We start from the raw sequence: 16,993 nt of genomic DNA on the forward strand, positions 1-16,993 counted from the left end.
AGATAGACATTGATGAAATTCAGAGATTTCCGCATAGGCTGGCGCCTGCTGATACAAGAACCTGCGCATTCGCTGGTAGCGATCATAGGATTAGCCATAGGATTTATGGTGTTCTTTCTTGGCCTTAGCTATATTTATTATGCTTTGCATTTTGATCGTCATGTACCTGACAATCAGCATATCTTTATCGTCAAGAGTTTGCCAAATTGGGAGGATCAGCGCTGGCATGAAAATATTCCGACTTTAGTAAAAGATGGCCTGGAGCGCAGCGGCTTGCCATTGCATGCAACACGCTTGGTGGTGCTTGATACCGAGATGCGCGGTGACGGTGCAGTGCAAAACGTCAAACTCACCACGGCTGATGCTAGTTTGATAGAGGTATTTGGTATCAAGCCGGTTGAAGGCGATCTGTTAGTTGCCCTAAGTCGTCCGAATGCTCTGGCACTCACCGTATCGACTGCACGACGACTTTTTGGCGATACCCATGCCTTGGGAAAATACGTGCATATCAAAAACGATACTTTCCTCGTATCAGCAATTATCAGCGATACACCGGACAACTCTACAGTTCCGTTTTCTGCTGTTACCGGTATCAATACCTTGGCGTGGAAAGCGGATGAGCGTAAAGCCATATTAGACAGCTGGTCCGATTTGTCAGCTCGTCTTTACATCAAGTTAGGTGCAAATATCTCCGCAGATCAAATTGCGCGGCGTATTGCAGAGGATGCCGACAGGTCGCCTTTACGTGCGCAACTCAAAGCGGAGCAACTTGCACAATTAGGTCACGATCCGTTATATGAAGTGAAGTTAGGACCACTGACCGAGTCTTTCCTTGACCCTGTAGTCGGTGGTGGTAACGGATCAAGAAAAGGCAATCGAACGATCACTATTTCAGTTGCGTGCATCGCCTTATTCGTTTTGTTGTTAGCGATTGCAAATTACGTCAATCTGGCTACGGTCAGGATCATAGCGCGACAGCGCGAGATCGCTATTCGTAAAGTGCTTGGTGCTCCGCATTGGCGTGTCATCATGCAGATATTGACAGAGACGATACTGGTCTCTCTGATCGCGGCAGGTGTCGGGATGCTGTTGGCATGGCTAGTCTTGCCAGGATTTTCTGCTTTATCCGGTTTTGTATTGGAGTCACTGCTGACCGCTACCAATTGTTTATTGGGTATATTGGCTGTGCTAGGTTTCAGCATCGTTATAGGATTGCTGGCAGGTTTTTATCCGGCATTGATGACAGCCCAAATACGTCCCTCCGCAATCCTCGCTGGACGCGGCAGTTCGGTGAGTACTCATGGGATGTGGTTGCGCCGCAGCCTGACAGTATTTCAATTTGCAGTCGGGATGTTTTTTATTAGCATGGCATTGACAATGTCAGGGCAGCTTCAACACATCAGCCGTTTAAATTTTGGATTTGATCCAGACAAATTTCTCTCGATTGAGATGCCTTACGGATTAGAGCAGGTAAATTCTAAAAGCTTCAGTGACGCAGTAAGGCGCCTGCCTGGCGTCGTCAAAACAACGGCTTCTACCGTGGCAATCGGCCAGGCTGATTTTTGGAATGTCGATATCACCATGCCCGATGCTCGTGTCATCAAACTCGATAAAACGCTGGTCAGCCCCGACTACTTTAATGTCTATGAGATCGCCCCATTAGCAGGTCGCTTATTTGATGCAAAGATAGATAACGTTGACAATCCCAGTGTCGTAGTGATTGACGCTTTGGCTGTTACGCGCTTGGGCTTTAGCTCGCCTACCGCTGCCGTTGGACAATTCATTAAAGTCAAAGACAAGCCCTTACAAATCATCGGAGTCAATCAACCTGTCAGGACGCAGAGCCTGCTGATGGATGCTGCACCACGCGTGTTTATGCTGTCGCTAGAAACGCCATCGCTGTCCGTCAAATTTGAGGGTGATCCAGCTATTGTTAGCGCCGCTATCGCCCATCTTTGGGCGCAACATTTTCCTCAGAATATATTGCAGATTAAGCCGGTAAGGAATTTGCTGGAAAGAGGGCCAAGACAAATTGAACCTATGTTAATCATTTTTTCGATTGTGATGTGTATTGTGATTTCTCTGGCGTTTGTTGGCATGTATATTTTGTCCGCCTATAGTCTGCAACGGCGGTCAAAAGAGATCGTTTTGCGCAAGCTATACGGAGCCATGGGACGAGATATCGCTCAGTTACTTAGCTATGAGTTTATTGCGCTGATCGGCGTCGCGGCGCTACTTGGTTTGCCTGTGGCCTACGTCATGGGGGAATCTCTTTTAGATGAGTTTGCTGAACGTGCGGCGATCGGACCATGGGCGGTATTGGCCGCGCTGGTCAGTGCTTCGATCGTAGCAATGATCTCGACCATACGGCATACCAGAGTGGCAATGCATATGTCTCCTGCATCGGCTTTGCGAGGATAAAACTCTTTGTCATGTATTGAAAACGAGTGACTGGCTGGTACACTGGAAGGATAGAACCTTGTTCATTTTCATTAAAAATTCTTTCAGTATTACCACTCGATACAGGAGACCATCCATATGATCAAAGGCAGTTGCTTTCATCTTCGGCATGTGCAAAAAGATGATATCCCTGAGCTGATCAGATTACTCAACGCGCCAGAATCTAAAGGTGATTTTCTCTCTTTAGAGATGATGTTGCCAGGTGCATTGGAGAAGAAATTTGAAGCAGAATCCTTGAGTAAAGAACTCAATGAAACGTTTTTAATCGTTGATCACGACGGGACGATTTTAGGTCGCGTGTTTCATTTTAAAACTATCTCTTACTTTAACTCACGTGAGATCGGCTACGGACTATTTGCTAGCGACAAGCGTGGCAAAGGCATCATGACGGAGGCCGTGCAACTGCTGACCGATTATCTGTTTAAGACCTTACTGATCAATCGCTTAGAAATCCACATGCATGTCGATAATATCGCCTCAGAAAAAGTGGCGATCAATTGCGGCTATCTAAAAGAGGGCATCGCCCGTGGCGCCTCTTTTAGCCGGGGTAGACATGTTGATATGGCCATGTATGCACTGTTGCGGCATGAGTGGGAAGTACTTTGAGTAAGTCTGAGTTAGTTGATGTAGGTTTAATTACTGGATCAATCTAAAATTTCGATTTAGAGCGTCCAATCATTCTGCGGCTTCTGGCGTGATTTCCTTCCAAGAGCCGCAGAATGATTGGACATCCGTTTTTAGAGTTGACTTGTTAATCTGCTTTACGTGTTCTGGCGATGAACTCTGCATGCGGATAATCTGCTACCGTAAAATCAAATCCGCGTGAGGTCAGCCAGGTACAAGCTTCTTCTATCGTCGAGAAATAGTGGACTAAGTTTTCTGGCAAGTTGCCAGTTTGGCGGCGGTGGATTTCTTTGCGCATATTGTCTGGCACAACTACAGCGAGACAGACGCAAGAATTCTGGAATGCCCATTCACGCATTTTAGGGAATGCTTGTAGCGAATCTACATTCGACATCTCCCAATGAGCGGCATTGGTCAGACCCGCCCAAGACTGGTTGACCGGTGCCTTTTTTTTCGTATCGAGAAAGCAAGCCCAAGTGCCTTCTTCATTAAAACTACCCGCTGTAGTGCGTACGAGGACGTTGCGTACTACGGTAATTTCCCATTGACCATGTATTTTCATCAGATTGATTTTAGATGATGGAATTCGTATTTTACTAGTGTCTTATTAATGTCGGATCGATGTCTGATCAATGCGTTATTTGTGCATGCTAACAATTAAACGCCTTGCTAAATCCTATGTTGATACTACCGCAAATTCCTGCTGCAAATAGTGCACGATATCCTTGGATTCATATAACCACTTCACGCTGCCGTCGTCGTTGCTGATCTTCAGGCAGGGGACTTTAGGGCTGCCGCCTTGGGCTAATAAAGTTTGGCGATGTTCTGTCATATGTTGCGTATTACGTAGTTCTATAGTCAGCGACAGGCGCGCCATTTCTTTCCGCACCTTGATGCAAAAAGGGCACGTTGCAAACTGATATAAGGCCAGCTTTTGGCATGCTGCATCGACCTTAGTCTGATCAGCGACGGGGCGCACGACACCTTTTGGCCGTGTCAGGCTTTCTTTCAACAGCATGAAAGGGCCGAGGACGATGCGCAGCAGTCTAAAAAAGTATTTCATGAGTTCTACCAGGTTTAAAAATGATGACGCTGTTATCGAGATTGCCGATGTTATGGACGATGTTGTGGACGACGGTATCGACGATGGTATTGATAACGATTCAGCGCAGAAGGGCGCATTGTAAGCGACAAGTGCATGATTTCGGCAGATTGTATTGATGCGTGATCCACGCATCTCCCTAAGAAAATGTCTTACCGTCTTTGACCCAAATTGCCAGAGCCACAGCAAGCTCGTCCATCACAGTATTCCAACTTCCTGCTGAGTCCTGCCTGAACAGACGCATTTGATGCGGGTACCATGGGCTGTCCTGACGATGCGCCAGCCAGCGCCAGTCTGGTTTATAGTCCGGCACTAACAGCCAGCAGGGCACACCCAAAGCACCAGCCAGATGTGCGACAGCGGTGTCGACACTGATGACTAAATCCAGTTGTTTGATGATGGCCGCAGTGTCTGCAAAATCTGTGACGCAGTCACCCAGCATTAACACTGAAAATGACTCAGGGATAGATTCTCCCGCCAACTCTTTTTGCAGGCTGACAAATTGAACGCCAGGCACTTTTAATACCGGCGTCAAATAGGTCACCGACGGCAGCGAGCGGTGCGCATCATTTTCAAAACGAGAGTTGCCTTTCCAGACCAGACCTACGCGTTTCTGATTGGCAGACGACAGCTGTGAATATTGGGCTGGCCATTTTTCTGACCACTGTTGCAGCACATCTGCATCGGCATGCAGATAAGGAATAGTCGCAGGGATAGTATCTAAGCGGGTCTCAAAATGAAAAGGCAAGCTCATTGGTAAGGTCCAAAAATCCCATTCCCGGTTCGATAAATTATCATCCAGAGATAAAATTTCATCCACATCCGCCAGACCGCCGAACAATCTTTTTAAACCTGGATGACAAATCAACGTGACTTTAGTCGCGCCTTTTTCTCTCAGAAAAACAGCATAGCGACAGAATTGGATCATGTCGCCGTGACCTGCCTCAAAACCGATCACGATCGATTTGCCGGACAGGTCGCCACCTTGCCAGCGCTGACAAGTAAACACAGCCGATATACGTGTAATCCAATCACGCGCTTCCATGCAAGGCCAGCCTTCGGCATAGCGCCCTTGCCGCAACAAAATATAGGCTAAATTAAAACGTGCTGTCGCATAATCGTGGCTCAGATTGAGCGCAGTACGGTAGCAATCCTCAGCTTCTTCCTCTCGTTTCGTACAGGCTAGCAAGACACCCAAATTGGACCACAATGCGGGTGAGTCGGAGGTAAATAATAAACACTGCCGGTATACGTTCTCCGCCTCATCAAAGCGATCGCGTGCCATCAGCATCGCGCCTAAGTTCAGATAAGTTTGTACCACGTCGGGTCGTACCGTGATCGCTTGCTGATACCAAAACTCAGCACTCCTCCATGCGCCAACTTGCTCTTGCAGATAAGCCAGGTTAATCATCACCTCGGAAAAGTCGGGAGCGATTTCCAGCGCTTGCATAAAACAGGCAAGCGCTTTGTCATTTTCAGCAACTGCCATCAACTGATTACCGGTAGCGAAAAGTGTGAGAGCTGATTCGGGATAATCTGACATCGGATTCGCTTATGGGAAAAATCTGGTTTCTGTCCTGCGGGATTATATTTGCGTAAGTACTAATTTTTTAAAACAATGTGTTACAACGATGTATGTAGTTTGAGACTGTTCGCTGTATAACTGATGATTTTGGACGCCTCGATGCTATACACTATGACGGCCATTTAACTACTCAATTATTTGAATAGCTAAATAGCGCGTTGTTCTTCGGGAACCGGTTTAAGACGCTAAAAAATCAATCAAGCCTTTGTTAAATTCTGCTGCATGAGACAGATTAAATCCATGCGGGCCGCCCTCGATGACGCATAACTGGCTATCCTTAATTGCTTTGTGAGTTCTTGCGCCACTTACCTCCAGAGGCACGATACCATCAGCATCCCCGTGGATCACCAAAGTTGGTATGGTGCATTTAGTCAGGTCGCTACGGAAGTCCGTGTAAGAAAACGCGCCAATACAATCTAATGTCCCTTTGGGTGACGCGAAAGATGCAATCTCACGCGCATATACGCGCTGTGCTTCACTGACTAGCAACTTACCGTTCACGCTGAAAAAGTTAGTCGTGAACGTATCCAGAAAACTGATGCGGTCGCTGATGACGGCTTCCTGAAATTGCTTGATCGTCGCATCATCTAATCCTCCTTCAGGATTGTCGGCCGACTTGTAGAGATACGGAGGTACAGCGCCGGCAAATACCGCTTTGCCGACACGCTCGGTGCCGTATGTACTGATATAACGAGCGACTTCACCACCACCCATAGAAAAGCCGACAAGTGTGGCGTTTTTTAGATTGAGATGGGTTATCAGTTGATGCAAGTCAGCAGAAAAATGATCATAGTCGTAACCGGACCAGGGTTGTGACGACCCGCCAAAACCACGACGATCATAGGTTATTACACGATAGCCAGCTGCTACCAGAGCGGGTACTTGTGCCTCCCAAGATCGGCCACTTAATGGCCAGCCATGGATAAGGACAATCGGCAATCCGCTGCCATGATCCTCATAATACAAGTCAATCGGGGCTTGTTGAGGACTTTCAATTTTCAATATAGGCATTTAAAAACTCCTTGAGGTGATGTTGATACAAGCTTGCCGCGAGTTTTAAATTATTGATCGCGACCATTTTTCCGTTATCAATTACGGCAAAGCAAAATACATTATTGTTTTATGGATAAATTAACTGATCACTCATCACAGGCTAGAAGATAAAGCGCTATAAGCTCAAATTAGGCAACTCTGCATAAAATTAATTTGCTGAGGGCGCACCGACTTGTCGTTGCGGCGCCGCTTTGGCAAAAGCATCCAGTGCTTCACAGCTAGCCATAATCCTGTCAACAGTCGGTATATCGTTAACAGTGATTTTAAAAATGCGCATCACGGCAATAATACTGGCGAGGCAAATATCCGCGATGGTCGGTTTATCGCCATGACAAAATATTCCTGTATCTGGCTCCGACGCCAGCCGTTGTTCCAGCGCTTGCAGGCCAGTGGTGAACCAGTTAATTTGCCAGGCTCGCCAAGCTGCGTCATCAAAATGGCTAGTGCCAACTAAATATTTTTTTACTCGCGGGGTGATTAAAGGATGCATGTCGGCAACCAGTATTGATGCCAGAGAGCGCACTCGGGCACGAGCGTGCAGATCTTTTGGCAGTAATGCTGGGGACGGTTGAGATTCCTCTAAAAATTCCAGAATCGCTAGAGATTGCGTAATTGGCGGATGTCCTGCCTCAATCAGTGCAGGGATTGCCCCCATAGGATTGATCTTAAGGAAAGCCTCACTGCGTTGCTCGCCAGCATCGATGTTGACGATCTTCTCGTGCGCGACCAGACCTTTCAGATTCAAGGCAACGCGCACACGGTAAGTTGCTGACGTGCGCCAGAACGCAAATAACTCAAACTCAGGTTGTTTCAACATAAGACCTCCTAAAGAACAAAATTGAATGATTTGGCTAACAGAGCGTTGACTAATAGGGAAATCAATTTAGATGGTTAAAACTCTCTTTATTTCGTCAATTTTCAATGAAAAAAAATCTCTATTTTGATCGTACCACCTCGGTATTTCGCATTGGGTAATACGTTGCAGAATATGGAGGCTATCTTTCTGGGAAAAAGGTATGAGGTCAGATCAAACATTGATTTATTTACTGATTTTACTACAGTCACTAAAGTAAGTTTTTTCAGGCTGCGCGCATACTTTTTTAGGGTATCGATTGATGTTTTTGGTAGTTAAACGCTATTCAGGTAGCATCATTTTATCTCTGAGTTTAACTGCCAGTCAGAGCATTTATTTGCCTAAGATTGATATGGTAAGTATTGCAGGAAATGATGGTAAATAATGACGGTTGGAGCTACCGGATTTTTTATGAATTGTGTAAGCGTTTTAAAGTTCTGCGATTCGGAGTTTACTTGGGCTAAATAAATCCGTATTACTCCTATGGTGATTTTTATAATCACTGATTATTTCTTTCCAGAGTTTTCAGCAGGTATACTTTTGGAAAAATAGGTATTACACCAATAGTTAAATTGAAGATGCTGATGCCAAGCACATCCAGTTCTGAAATTAATTCTGGGGAATAAATTTCAGCAATTACCTCAGAATTTACGCTGTAAACACCACCTTTACTCAACGTAAAGTTGTAAACAATATTTAAGGTATTTTCAGCAGATTCCCACAAGCTATTTATATGTGCTAGGAACAGAGGACTATTTTTAATGTTTTGATAGGTCGAGGGATGATTCACTCTTGCCGCTTTTAGATAGGATAAGGTGTACAGCATAAAGTCGCTCATGCCGCTTATATTTCCAGCGTAAGATTGGAGTCCACTAGTTTTTAATTTTTCATAAACGCTAGTAGACGTTAAGTCTAGTTCCAGCCTAGCGGTAAGCGTGTAGGCGTTGAATTCATCCACCCCCATTGATATATCGTTACCTATGAATTTTTTGCTGTTAACAATGTAAGTGTTAAAGTTTGAATTTGACGGTAAAACTACTTTGAATTTGTCTGGTATTACTTCCTCGACGATGGAAAAGTTAGTGCTATCACCCGGACGTCGCTCGGTTAAACAAAACAACCGAAGCGATTGAAGAACACAACACCAGCTTGGAAGGCGCCTTGGTGTCGATTGACTTCAACGTCAAAAACAAACTCTCCGACAAAAAACTGGCAGACCTGCTATCGCACTTTTCTAAACATCGTCTCCGCAACCAAGATTTCGAATCGACCGATTTGTTAGGCACTGCCTACGAATACCTGATCAAAATGTTTGCCGACTCAGCGGGTAAAAAAGGCGGTGAGTTCTATACGCCTAGCGAAGTCGTGCAATTGCTGGTGGCTTTATTGCAGCCGCATGAATTATCGCACTTGGCTTTCAGCTCGCGACGATAGCCTTTAATTCTATAAATGTTGAGTTTGACTGACCGCAATAAAGAGCCTCGAACGGCAGCAGAGTGGGTTAGGCTTCAATGGGTATTAAGCGGGATACACTCGCTACCTTTGCGCTGTTGCAGAACAATGTTGCACCAAAGCCGTAGATTGACTCGACTTCAACTCGCATTCGTTCCCTGACCCCTTGGGTCACCGGGTAGATGACGAGCGAGTTGATGACATTTTGAAAATTGAAATCCTCGACCTGGACTTCTTCGACTCCGACGAAGGCGAATCGGATGACTACTTCCTTGATAAGAACAACTTTGTATTCTGCTGTTCCCACGTTTCTCGGCTCGTACTCTCGTACTTGTACTTCAAGCTCGGCGTCGGACGTCTTGGTGTCTGGCGATGCACCGCGGGCAAGCGAGAAGCGAATGACCTCTGCATCATGGAACGACGGCCACCACCCCAACGCAGACAGCACTTCTTCTGCACCTTGGATGGGAGGAATGTTCGCCATATGAGACCTAACGTTAAATTGACCGGCGCGAAGCGTCCGTGTCGGATGTTGAGTTAAACGGACTTGTTGTCTGCCAATGGAACATATTATTGAAGTCATCAAAACATTCGTTGCAGATCTAACGATCACGATCATCTGCCGTAAATCCCTCACGCAATGCGTCTACGGATTCGTTAGACATAAATTTAGCAAAACAAAACTCGCAATAGTCGTGATCATTTTCGGAACTCTTTGGTGCGGAACTACACCAATGAAGTGCGACACTTTTTAAGTATCGTTCCTGATTCGTTAGCCGCCAATCGCCCGTTGCTTTCATGTAGTTTGTGCGTTTAACTTCAAATAGAGTTAAATAACACGCATAACCTAGAGGTCTGTCCGCCTATTCTGGCGAAGCAGTTGCTTCCTAGCTGTGCGCGTTTCAGTTCTACCTCGTGTCTTTGCCTGGCGTTTGCTTGCTCCAAGCCCAGATTGGCGATCAATTGCTCTCGTTGCGCTAATTCCTCCTCTTGCTCTTGTGAAGTGGCTTGTAATCCAGCCAGCCTGATGCGCTCGCGCAGATCGGGCAATTGAATGAAATCGTTGAGTGCGTCTGCCGTTGTTTTTGTTGGTTTGCTCATCGATTGGCTCCGTAGTTCTCTAAACAAATGCTTAAATTTGAGAGCCATCGTTTGTGCAGCGCCAGAAGCGAGCCTGATACTGGAAGTGAGTAAGCTGCGGTAGATTACTTTGGTCTCAAAGAAGCCGTGTAGGTCTTCGGGGATATTGAGACGAAAGTACAAAACACCATGTCTATTGCGGTGTAAATTGGAAGGTAATTTGATGCCCATTTTGTGTGAGTTGTGACACTCATATGTGACACTAGACAAAAACAGAGCATAAAAACAAAAAAACCCTTGAAAAATCAAGAGCTTAGTGTCTTCTTGGTGCCGAGAGCCGGAATCGAACCGGCACGCCTTGCAGCGCGGGATTTTGAGTCCCGTGCGTCTACCTATTCCGCCATCTCGGCAACGCAAGCCAAGATTATGACAGAGCGGCAAAAATATTGCAAGAGCGCGCTAGCATTCTTGCTTTGCTGGCGCTGATTCTCCTTATTTTCTCGCTAGATTATTGCAATATCGTTGTTTGGATGTGGTTTTTTGCTATTGCGCTTTTAGGATACTGGCGATTGCTCCGAACAATTCATCCATCTGTGTTGGATCAATGATCAGTGGTGGTGACAGCGCAATGATGTCGCCAGTGGTGCGGATTAAGACGCCTTTTTCCCAGAAACATTTGAGGAACACGTCAAAGGCGCGTGCGCCGGGTTTGCCTGGAATACTTTCTAATTCGATGCCGCAAACCAGACCCAGATTGCGGATATCTTTGACGTAGGGCAGACCTTGCAAGCTGTGAGCTGCCTGTTCAAAATAGTTGGCGTTTGTGGCGGCGCGGTCAAACAGTTTTTCTTCTTTGTACACATCAATCGTCGCAATCGCCGCGGCGCATGCCAGTGGGTGTGCGCTGTAGGTGTATCCGTGGAAAAATTCGATAGTGTTTTCTGGCGCTGCATCCATAAATGCATCATGCACTGCTTGTTTGACGATGACTGCGCCCATCGGCACTGCCGCGTTGGTCAGGCCTTTGGCACATACAATCATGTCCGGAATAACGCCAAAATAATCAGCCGCAAACGGTGTGCCGAGGCGACCGAATCCAGTAATAACCTCATCAAAAATCAGCAGAATGCCGTACTTGTCACAAATTGCTCTTATTTTTTGTAAGTAGCCTTTGGGCGGCAAGATGACGCCGGTTGACCCTTGTAATGGTTCAACAATCACCGCAGCGACAGTGGATGGATCATGCAGGGCGAGCAAGCGTTGTTCTAACTCATCTGCCATCTCTGCACCGTGTTCTGGCAGGCCGCGGCTGAAAGCATTTTTTGTGATATTTAAAGGATGGCGCAGATGATCGACTGCGGGCAGAGCCGGACCAAAATGTTTGCGGTTGCCAGCGATACCACCCACAGAAATGCCGCCAAAGCCAACACCGTGATATCCACGCTCGCGTCCGATCAGGCGATGTCGCATGCCGTCTCCGCGTACCCGATGATAAGCCAGCGCCATTTTTAAAGCTGTATCAACGCCTTCAGACCCGTCATTACAAAAGAACACGCGGTTCAATCCCTCTGGTGCAATCGAGACTAATTTGCTGGCAGCCTCAAATGCCAGCGGATGTCCCATCTGGAAGGTGGGCGCAAAATCCATACGCGCTGCCTGTGTTTGAATCGCCTTCACGATGTGCGGGTGTCCATGCCCTGCATTCACGCACCATAAACCTGCGGTTCCATCCAAAATTTGTCGTCCGTCGTCCGTGGTGTAATGCATGCCCGCGGCGGCGACCATCAGACGCGGTTTGGTTTTGTATTGACGATTGGCGGAAAATGGCATCCAGAAATGTTCTGTGTTCAGAGTAGAGCTCATGGTCTTAAGTCCTGATGGAGTAAAATTTTTTGCGGGCTGCTTTGATTGTGACACTCCTGATTAGCTTACTCAAGAGCTTGTTTGATTAAACTGAGGACTTACGCAAAACTGCCCTAGCTGCACTAAAGTACCATCGTCGTCGCCAGGCCTTGCTGTGACAGTTTTGCGCAAGTCCTAAAAATATAAAGATCTGGACTTCAGTTGGGGTACGTTAGCGAACAGACAGGATTAAGCGATCAGTTCATTCTGATCTCTGTAAAAACTTTCAGTTAAAAGGCGACGTAATGCAAATCCTTACCTGTGTAGATAAAGCCTACGAAAATATGAACTTCCACGAGCTTGCCAATGCGCCGGTCGATGCCTTGCTAGGCGTTAGTGCCAAGGATGCTGAGTTACTAAAAAAGGCATTTAACGTCACTACTATCCGCGAACTTGGACATCTTAAATTCGTTAAATGGGCGATAGCCATAACGACTTTGGCAGATGAGATAGAAACGAAAGAAGATAAAGCCAGAGAGTGTTTGCTAGACGATGCGCTGGAAATGTCGTTTCCCTCCAGCGATCCAATTTCCGTTAATTCTGGCATCACCAGGATTGAAGTCGCGCCCGACATGGTGGATGCCAGCACCGACCATCAAAATAGCTTATCGATCGAGCCGCCAAATAAAACTAGCCATAATTAATGTTGGTTAGTGATTTAAGGGGAGTATTGCTAGATTAGTCTAAATCGTCCAAGTAATCAGTGGACGATTTTGCATTGAATATACATACACTATCCTAGTATATGTAAAACTCTTTAATACTTACGCAAAACCCCCAACTGCTTTGCAGCGATTAGCCGTAGTGAAGTGCTGTCCTAGTCGCTACGCTTTGCTGGCACAATTTTGCGTAAGTCCTGTTATTAAAGCCTAGCGAAAAAATCACTTTTACTGCATCAGCTTTTCTCGCTATTTTCTATTCACTCAGCAATTCAGCCACCGACTGCATCCCGTCGATATGCTCAGACACGACGCGTACCATCACGATAATCGGCACGCCTAGTAACAAGCCCCAGATTCCCCATAGCCAGCCCCAAAATAGTAAGCCGATGAAGAGCGCCGCCACATTCATTTTGGCGATTCTGCCGGTCATCCAGGTAGTAATGAAAGTACCGACCAAGACCGTCACCACTAGCGTCGCTCCGGTCACTAACAAGGTTTGCGACAAAGATCCAAACTGCATAAAGGATGTTGCTCCTAGCGCCAATGTGATGATGACCGGACCAAAATACGGAATGATATGCAAGCAGCCCGCAGCGACTGCCCAAGCACCGGCATTTTCTAATCCTAACCAGCGAAAAACTACCCACAGCAATAAGGCTAAAAGCAGATTAGTGACTAATAGCATAAACATATAGTTCTGGATTGACTTATTAATGTCATCAAGAATATGCACAGTCACTTTTTTGGATGACAGCGATGGTCCGGTGATTTTGACGAGTTTTCGCTTGAAGCTATTGCCGGACAAGAGGAGGAAAAAGATCAGAAAAATCAAGACAGTGATTTGACCAACGACACTAGCCGCACTCACTGATCCTGCTAACAGCCAGTCCTGTATTTTGAACGGGGGAGTCGCAACGATCACGGTGGTAGGTGTTTGCCGCGAACTTGGGCGCACGCTACTGGATTGATTTGCGGCCTTCTCAATCTCGTTTGCGATTGCCTGCATTTGTTGCATCGTGCTTGGCTGATTGTCTTGTGTTTTGGTGATCGCTTGCGATATTTGCCGCGCTGCGTCGGGCAAACTGACCAGGATAGAATTAAATTCGGTACGCAGAGAATTACCAACTACTCCTGCGCCACACAGAATAGTGATTAGCACAAGGCTGGTACCAAAAACACGTGGAATTTTAATGCGTTCCAGCCAGACCACAACCGGATTCAGTGTGTAAGAAATGATGATGCCAAAGACCAGCGGGATAAAAAATCGCTGCGCTGTTTGTAATGCAAAAACAAAAGCAACGGTGGCTAATATAGTCAGCGCCAAACCGCGGGCATTGACTGGAATGTGGATGGTAGGTGGTGCAGAGGATCTATTGATGGACAACAAATCACTATCGCTGATTTGTATGGTCGGCGGGCGATCATCTGGTGCATGGATATTCGGCATACTGTCAGCGTCGACATCTTTATGTTGAGGGGCACTCATTTTTTACCCTATTGACGTTAAACGGCTAACTAGCAGCAATTCTCCATCGACTATCAGCATGGTGAATCATTCGTACTCTCAATGCAAAGCGGGCAATGCATTTGACTTGATATTGATTTATATGACCATTGATCTGGCTGTATAAATCAGTATTGTCTTAACAGTACCCGCTTGCATATTAGATGCGAGTTGATTTTTAATCAGCTCGCATCTAGGTCGAAACACACTATATATCACGCAATATTATTTGACGTGCATATCGTTTTTAACCGATTTCACACCTTTAACACCACTGGTAACTTCTACGGCTTTGTTGATGTCAGCCTGTGATGATACGAAGCCGCTCAACTGAACAATACCTTTGAATGATTCAACATTGATCTCACGGGATTTCAACATTGGTTCGTTCAAGATTGCCGCTTTTACTTTGGTTGTGATAACGGTGTCATCAACGTACTCGCCTGTACCTTCAGATTTTTGTGTGGATGCGCAACCAGCTACAGCGATAAGAGCGAAAGAAAGCAAAGCTGTTGCAAAACGTTTAGATATATTCATGATAATGATCCTTCAAAAGTGATTAGAATTAGCTTGGTGATCGAACTTCGACAATCAAGATTTTTACTGCAATAGAGCTAAACTACCGGTCAAACTTAAAACCTAAATTTCAAGTAATAAACTTTAAGTGTTGAACTTTAAGTACGAAACTTATTTACCAAACTGTGATTTAGCACCAGCGACACAACTATCTTTTGATGGGCCTGCTAAAGCGTCACATTTTTCCAGAGCGACTTTGTAGTTGGCTTCTACTTTGTCATCTCTTGCATCAACACGTGCCTCAACTACTTTTTTGTCTGCTTTGGCATCTGCTTTGGCTGCAACCATAACGGCCTTCGCTTCTTTTACACAGACATCTTTCTCATTGCCGGTTTTGCTATCGCACTTTGTTTTTGCAACGTCATAATCTGCATTTGCCATTGCGTTGCGCGCGTCGGTGCGGGCACTGACAGTATTTTTGTATTTTGCTTCTGCATCTGCTTTAACGTGTTTGCGTGCGGATTCAGCTTCTGCTACGCAAACATCTTTTGGATTTCCAGCCAGTGCATTGCATTTTTCACGTGATACTTTGTAATCGGTATCTGCGGTTTCTTTTGCTGCTTTAAAGCTTGCTTTGGCCTCTGCCGTCGCTGCAACGGCCATGTTGGTAAAACCCAGAGTAGCTGCGCTGATTAGGATAATTGAGAGTGCTTTTTTCATGTAGTGCTCCTTGATATTATTAAAATCGCTTACGGAAAAATGCCGCATGCGGTTTGCTACTTTCGACTAAATGTCTGGCTAAGAAGTACGAATTTCTTTAAGAAATTTCTGAAAAGCCTTCACTTGCTTATCAGCCTCGTCCTTGTCTATGCCATATGCTTCCTGAATCTGGCCCAGCAACTGGTCACGTTTGCCTGCGATGACGTCAATATGATCATTTGTCAATTTGCCCCATTGCGCTTTTACTTGACCTTTGTATTGCAGCCAGTTTCCTTCGATTACATCCCAGTTCATTATTTTCTCTACATAGTTTTGAAGTGAGTGATGACAACGACATTAGTTGCTGGCATCACATAAATTTATTTGCGTTACTTTTGCTGCGATTTTGCCTTTGTCCAAAATTCGACGTTAGCTAAATCCCTCGTCCGCTAATCAGGCGCAGCAAGATCATGATGACGGCCACCACTAATAAAATATGGATGAAGCCACCAATGGTGTAAGAAGTGACCAAGCCAAGTAGCCACAAGATAATTAGAACAACAGCGATGGTATAAAGCATGATTTCTCCTCAAGAATTTTATTCAATGGTGTCGATGAAACTAGTTGTAATCCGCTATTTTTTCAGTACATCAAATTAAGAAAATCAGCGCTTACAACATTCAACATCGTGGGACTAAGTATGCAAGCTGCTTGCATCAGGTTCTGTTCGCTGGCGTACACAACATGTAAATAGTTAATTAAATTCGTATTGTTTTAGATAAATTTGGATAAACATTAACCGTTAGACTGTAAATTGCCATCAACAATCTTTACCCGGTCACCAGAGCGCCATTGCGGTGGATTGGTTTGATGTACGGTGCGGCTTGATCCATCTTCCATGCGGATAGAAATATCGTAGCTATTGCTGGCATTGACCCGACCTTCGATTTGATTACCAGCGACTGCGCCGCCAATTGCGCCTAACACTGTGGCAGCTTCTTTGCCATGGCCGCCGCCCACCTGATTGCCTAACAAGCCACCGACTACCGCACCACCAATTGCGCCGACGCCACTACCTTGTGCACGGGTGTTGATCTCGCGTATTGATTCCACGATCCCGCAGTTGTAGCAAGGGAGTTTGTTGGACGGCCGATAGTCATCATTAGCCGCAGCATAAGTTTGTTTGTGATGTACAGGCGCAGGTGTAGTTGCACGCGGCGTCGTGTTTGGATTATTTAAATTATTTGGATTTGTCGTATTGCCGTTAGCTTGCGTCGCCGCTTGATCAGCTTGCGTTAATGCGCCGTTATTATTGCTACCGATCGAGGTTGGAATCCATCCCATGATGGCAGCAATACCAGCAGCACAGAATAAAGTTACAGCAAGACCTGCGATGATAATCATCGGGTGTAGTCTGGATTTGGGGAAACCATTGGTAGGGGTAGTCATGATGAATTCTTCCTTGAATATTTTGTTGTGAGTTATTTTTTATTTGGCTCGC

General features: G+C 45.8%; 20 protein-coding genes and 1 tRNA gene. 5 read left to right on the forward strand and 16 right to left on the reverse strand.

Annotated features, from left to right (window positions below):
• Window positions 1-12 precede the first annotated feature (12 nt).
• Together RGU72_RS00765 and RGU72_RS00770 are read left to right on the forward strand one after the other, a co-directional pair.
• Window positions 13-2,421 (forward strand): ABC transporter permease, encoded by a 2,409-nt coding sequence (locus RGU72_RS00765; RefSeq protein ID WP_322117925.1) that lies wholly within the window; start codon window positions 13-15, stop codon window positions 2,419-2,421.
• 117 nt (window positions 2,422-2,538) lie between these two features.
• Window positions 2,539-3,066 carry a GNAT family protein gene (locus tag RGU72_RS00770; RefSeq protein WP_322117926.1) on the forward strand — a complete coding sequence of 176 codons (528 nt, stop codon included), beginning with the start codon at window positions 2,539-2,541 and terminating at the stop codon, window positions 3,064-3,066.
• A gap of 145 nt (window positions 3,067-3,211) precedes the next feature.
• Here the strand turns inward: RGU72_RS00770 and RGU72_RS00775 are convergent, their stop codons facing one another.
• Together RGU72_RS00775 and RGU72_RS00780 are read right to left on the reverse strand one after the other, a co-directional pair.
• A complete protein-coding gene (locus RGU72_RS00775; RefSeq protein ID WP_322117927.1) occupies window positions 3,212-3,646 on the reverse strand; it encodes a hypothetical protein in 435 nt (144 codons plus the stop codon).
• A 114-nt stretch (window positions 3,647-3,760) separates the two neighbouring features.
• On the reverse strand, window positions 3,761-4,147 hold the full coding sequence (locus RGU72_RS00780; RefSeq protein ID WP_322117928.1) for a glutathione S-transferase N-terminal domain-containing protein: 387 nt from the start codon (window positions 4,145-4,147) through the stop codon (window positions 3,761-3,763).
• Between RGU72_RS00780 and RGU72_RS00785 the strand changes: the two genes are divergently transcribed.
• A complete protein-coding gene (locus tag RGU72_RS00785; RefSeq protein ID WP_322117929.1) occupies window positions 4,146-4,271 on the forward strand; it encodes a hypothetical protein in 126 nt (41 codons plus the stop codon). The two genes, RGU72_RS00780 and RGU72_RS00785, sit on opposite strands and share 2 nt — an antisense overlap.
• A gap of 54 nt (window positions 4,272-4,325) precedes the next feature.
• Here RGU72_RS00785 and RGU72_RS00790 read toward each other — a convergent pair whose 3' ends face one another.
• The 4 genes from RGU72_RS00790 to RGU72_RS00805 form a co-directional block, all read right to left on the reverse strand.
• On the reverse strand, window positions 4,326-5,729 hold the full coding sequence (locus RGU72_RS00790; protein ID WP_322117930.1) for a tetratricopeptide repeat-containing glycosyltransferase family protein: 1,404 nt from the start codon (window positions 5,727-5,729) through the stop codon (window positions 4,326-4,328).
• A gap of 219 nt (window positions 5,730-5,948) precedes the next feature.
• Window positions 5,949-6,782 (reverse strand): alpha/beta hydrolase, encoded by an 834-nt coding sequence (locus RGU72_RS00795; protein WP_322117931.1) that lies wholly within the window; start codon window positions 6,780-6,782, stop codon window positions 5,949-5,951.
• A 190-nt stretch (window positions 6,783-6,972) separates the two neighbouring features.
• On the reverse strand, window positions 6,973-7,641 hold the full coding sequence (gene maiA, locus RGU72_RS00800; protein WP_322117932.1) for a maleylacetoacetate isomerase: 669 nt from the start codon (window positions 7,639-7,641) through the stop codon (window positions 6,973-6,975).
• A gap of 535 nt (window positions 7,642-8,176) precedes the next feature.
• Window positions 8,177-8,641, reverse strand: coding sequence for a hypothetical protein (locus tag RGU72_RS00805; protein WP_322117933.1), 465 nt, complete (start codon window positions 8,639-8,641; stop codon window positions 8,177-8,179).
• Window positions 8,642-8,841: 200 nt separating this feature from the next.
• On the opposite strand from RGU72_RS00805, the gene RGU72_RS00810 reads away from it, so the two are divergent.
• Window positions 8,842-9,111, forward strand: coding sequence for an N-6 DNA methylase (locus tag RGU72_RS00810; protein ID WP_322117934.1), 270 nt, complete (start codon window positions 8,842-8,844; stop codon window positions 9,109-9,111).
• Window positions 9,112-9,178: 67 nt separating this feature from the next.
• Here the strand turns inward: RGU72_RS00810 and RGU72_RS00815 are convergent, their stop codons facing one another.
• From RGU72_RS00815 to RGU72_RS00830, 4 genes are all read right to left on the reverse strand, one after another.
• Window positions 9,179-9,613, reverse strand: a complete 435-nt coding sequence (locus RGU72_RS00815) for an Imm50 family immunity protein (RefSeq protein WP_322117935.1) — start codon at window positions 9,611-9,613, stop codon at window positions 9,179-9,181.
• Window positions 9,614-9,948: 335 nt separating this feature from the next.
• Complete coding sequence (locus RGU72_RS00820) at window positions 9,949-10,440, reverse strand: DUF6538 domain-containing protein (RefSeq protein WP_322117936.1); 492 nt, start codon at window positions 10,438-10,440, stop codon at window positions 9,949-9,951.
• 94 nt (window positions 10,441-10,534) lie between these two features.
• Window positions 10,535-10,619, reverse strand: a tRNA-Leu gene (locus tag RGU72_RS00825).
• Between the two features lie 133 nt (window positions 10,620-10,752).
• Window positions 10,753-12,072, reverse strand: coding sequence for an aspartate aminotransferase family protein (locus tag RGU72_RS00830; protein ID WP_322117937.1), 1,320 nt, complete (start codon window positions 12,070-12,072; stop codon window positions 10,753-10,755).
• A 284-nt stretch (window positions 12,073-12,356) separates the two neighbouring features.
• Between RGU72_RS00830 and RGU72_RS00835 the strand changes: the two genes are divergently transcribed.
• Window positions 12,357-12,755, forward strand: a complete 399-nt coding sequence (locus tag RGU72_RS00835; RefSeq protein ID WP_322117938.1) for a hypothetical protein — start codon at window positions 12,357-12,359, stop codon at window positions 12,753-12,755.
• 271 nt (window positions 12,756-13,026) lie between these two features.
• Here the strand turns inward: RGU72_RS00835 and RGU72_RS00840 are convergent, their stop codons facing one another.
• From RGU72_RS00840 to RGU72_RS00865, 6 genes are all read right to left on the reverse strand, one after another.
• Entirely contained in the window at window positions 13,027-14,259 is a 1,233-nt protein-coding gene (locus RGU72_RS00840; protein WP_322117939.1) for an AI-2E family transporter, read from the reverse strand.
• A 243-nt stretch (window positions 14,260-14,502) separates the two neighbouring features.
• Window positions 14,503-14,814, reverse strand: a complete 312-nt coding sequence (locus RGU72_RS00845) for a BON domain-containing protein (RefSeq protein ID WP_322117940.1) — start codon at window positions 14,812-14,814, stop codon at window positions 14,503-14,505.
• A gap of 150 nt (window positions 14,815-14,964) precedes the next feature.
• Complete coding sequence (locus RGU72_RS00850; protein ID WP_322117941.1) at window positions 14,965-15,513, reverse strand: hypothetical protein; 549 nt, start codon at window positions 15,511-15,513, stop codon at window positions 14,965-14,967.
• A gap of 78 nt (window positions 15,514-15,591) precedes the next feature.
• A complete protein-coding gene (locus tag RGU72_RS00855; RefSeq protein WP_322117942.1) occupies window positions 15,592-15,807 on the reverse strand; it encodes a CsbD family protein in 216 nt (71 codons plus the stop codon).
• Window positions 15,808-15,925: 118 nt separating this feature from the next.
• Entirely contained in the window at window positions 15,926-16,072 is a 147-nt protein-coding gene (locus tag RGU72_RS00860; protein WP_154668220.1) for a lmo0937 family membrane protein, read from the reverse strand.
• Window positions 16,073-16,287: 215 nt separating this feature from the next.
• A complete protein-coding gene (locus RGU72_RS00865) occupies window positions 16,288-16,941 on the reverse strand; it encodes a glycine zipper 2TM domain-containing protein (RefSeq protein WP_322117943.1) in 654 nt (217 codons plus the stop codon).
• Window positions 16,942-16,993: the final 52 nt, after the last annotated feature.

This window comes from Undibacterium sp. 5I1 (assembly GCF_034314085.1).
GTDB lineage: Bacteria > Pseudomonadota > Gammaproteobacteria > Burkholderiales > Burkholderiaceae_D > Undibacterium.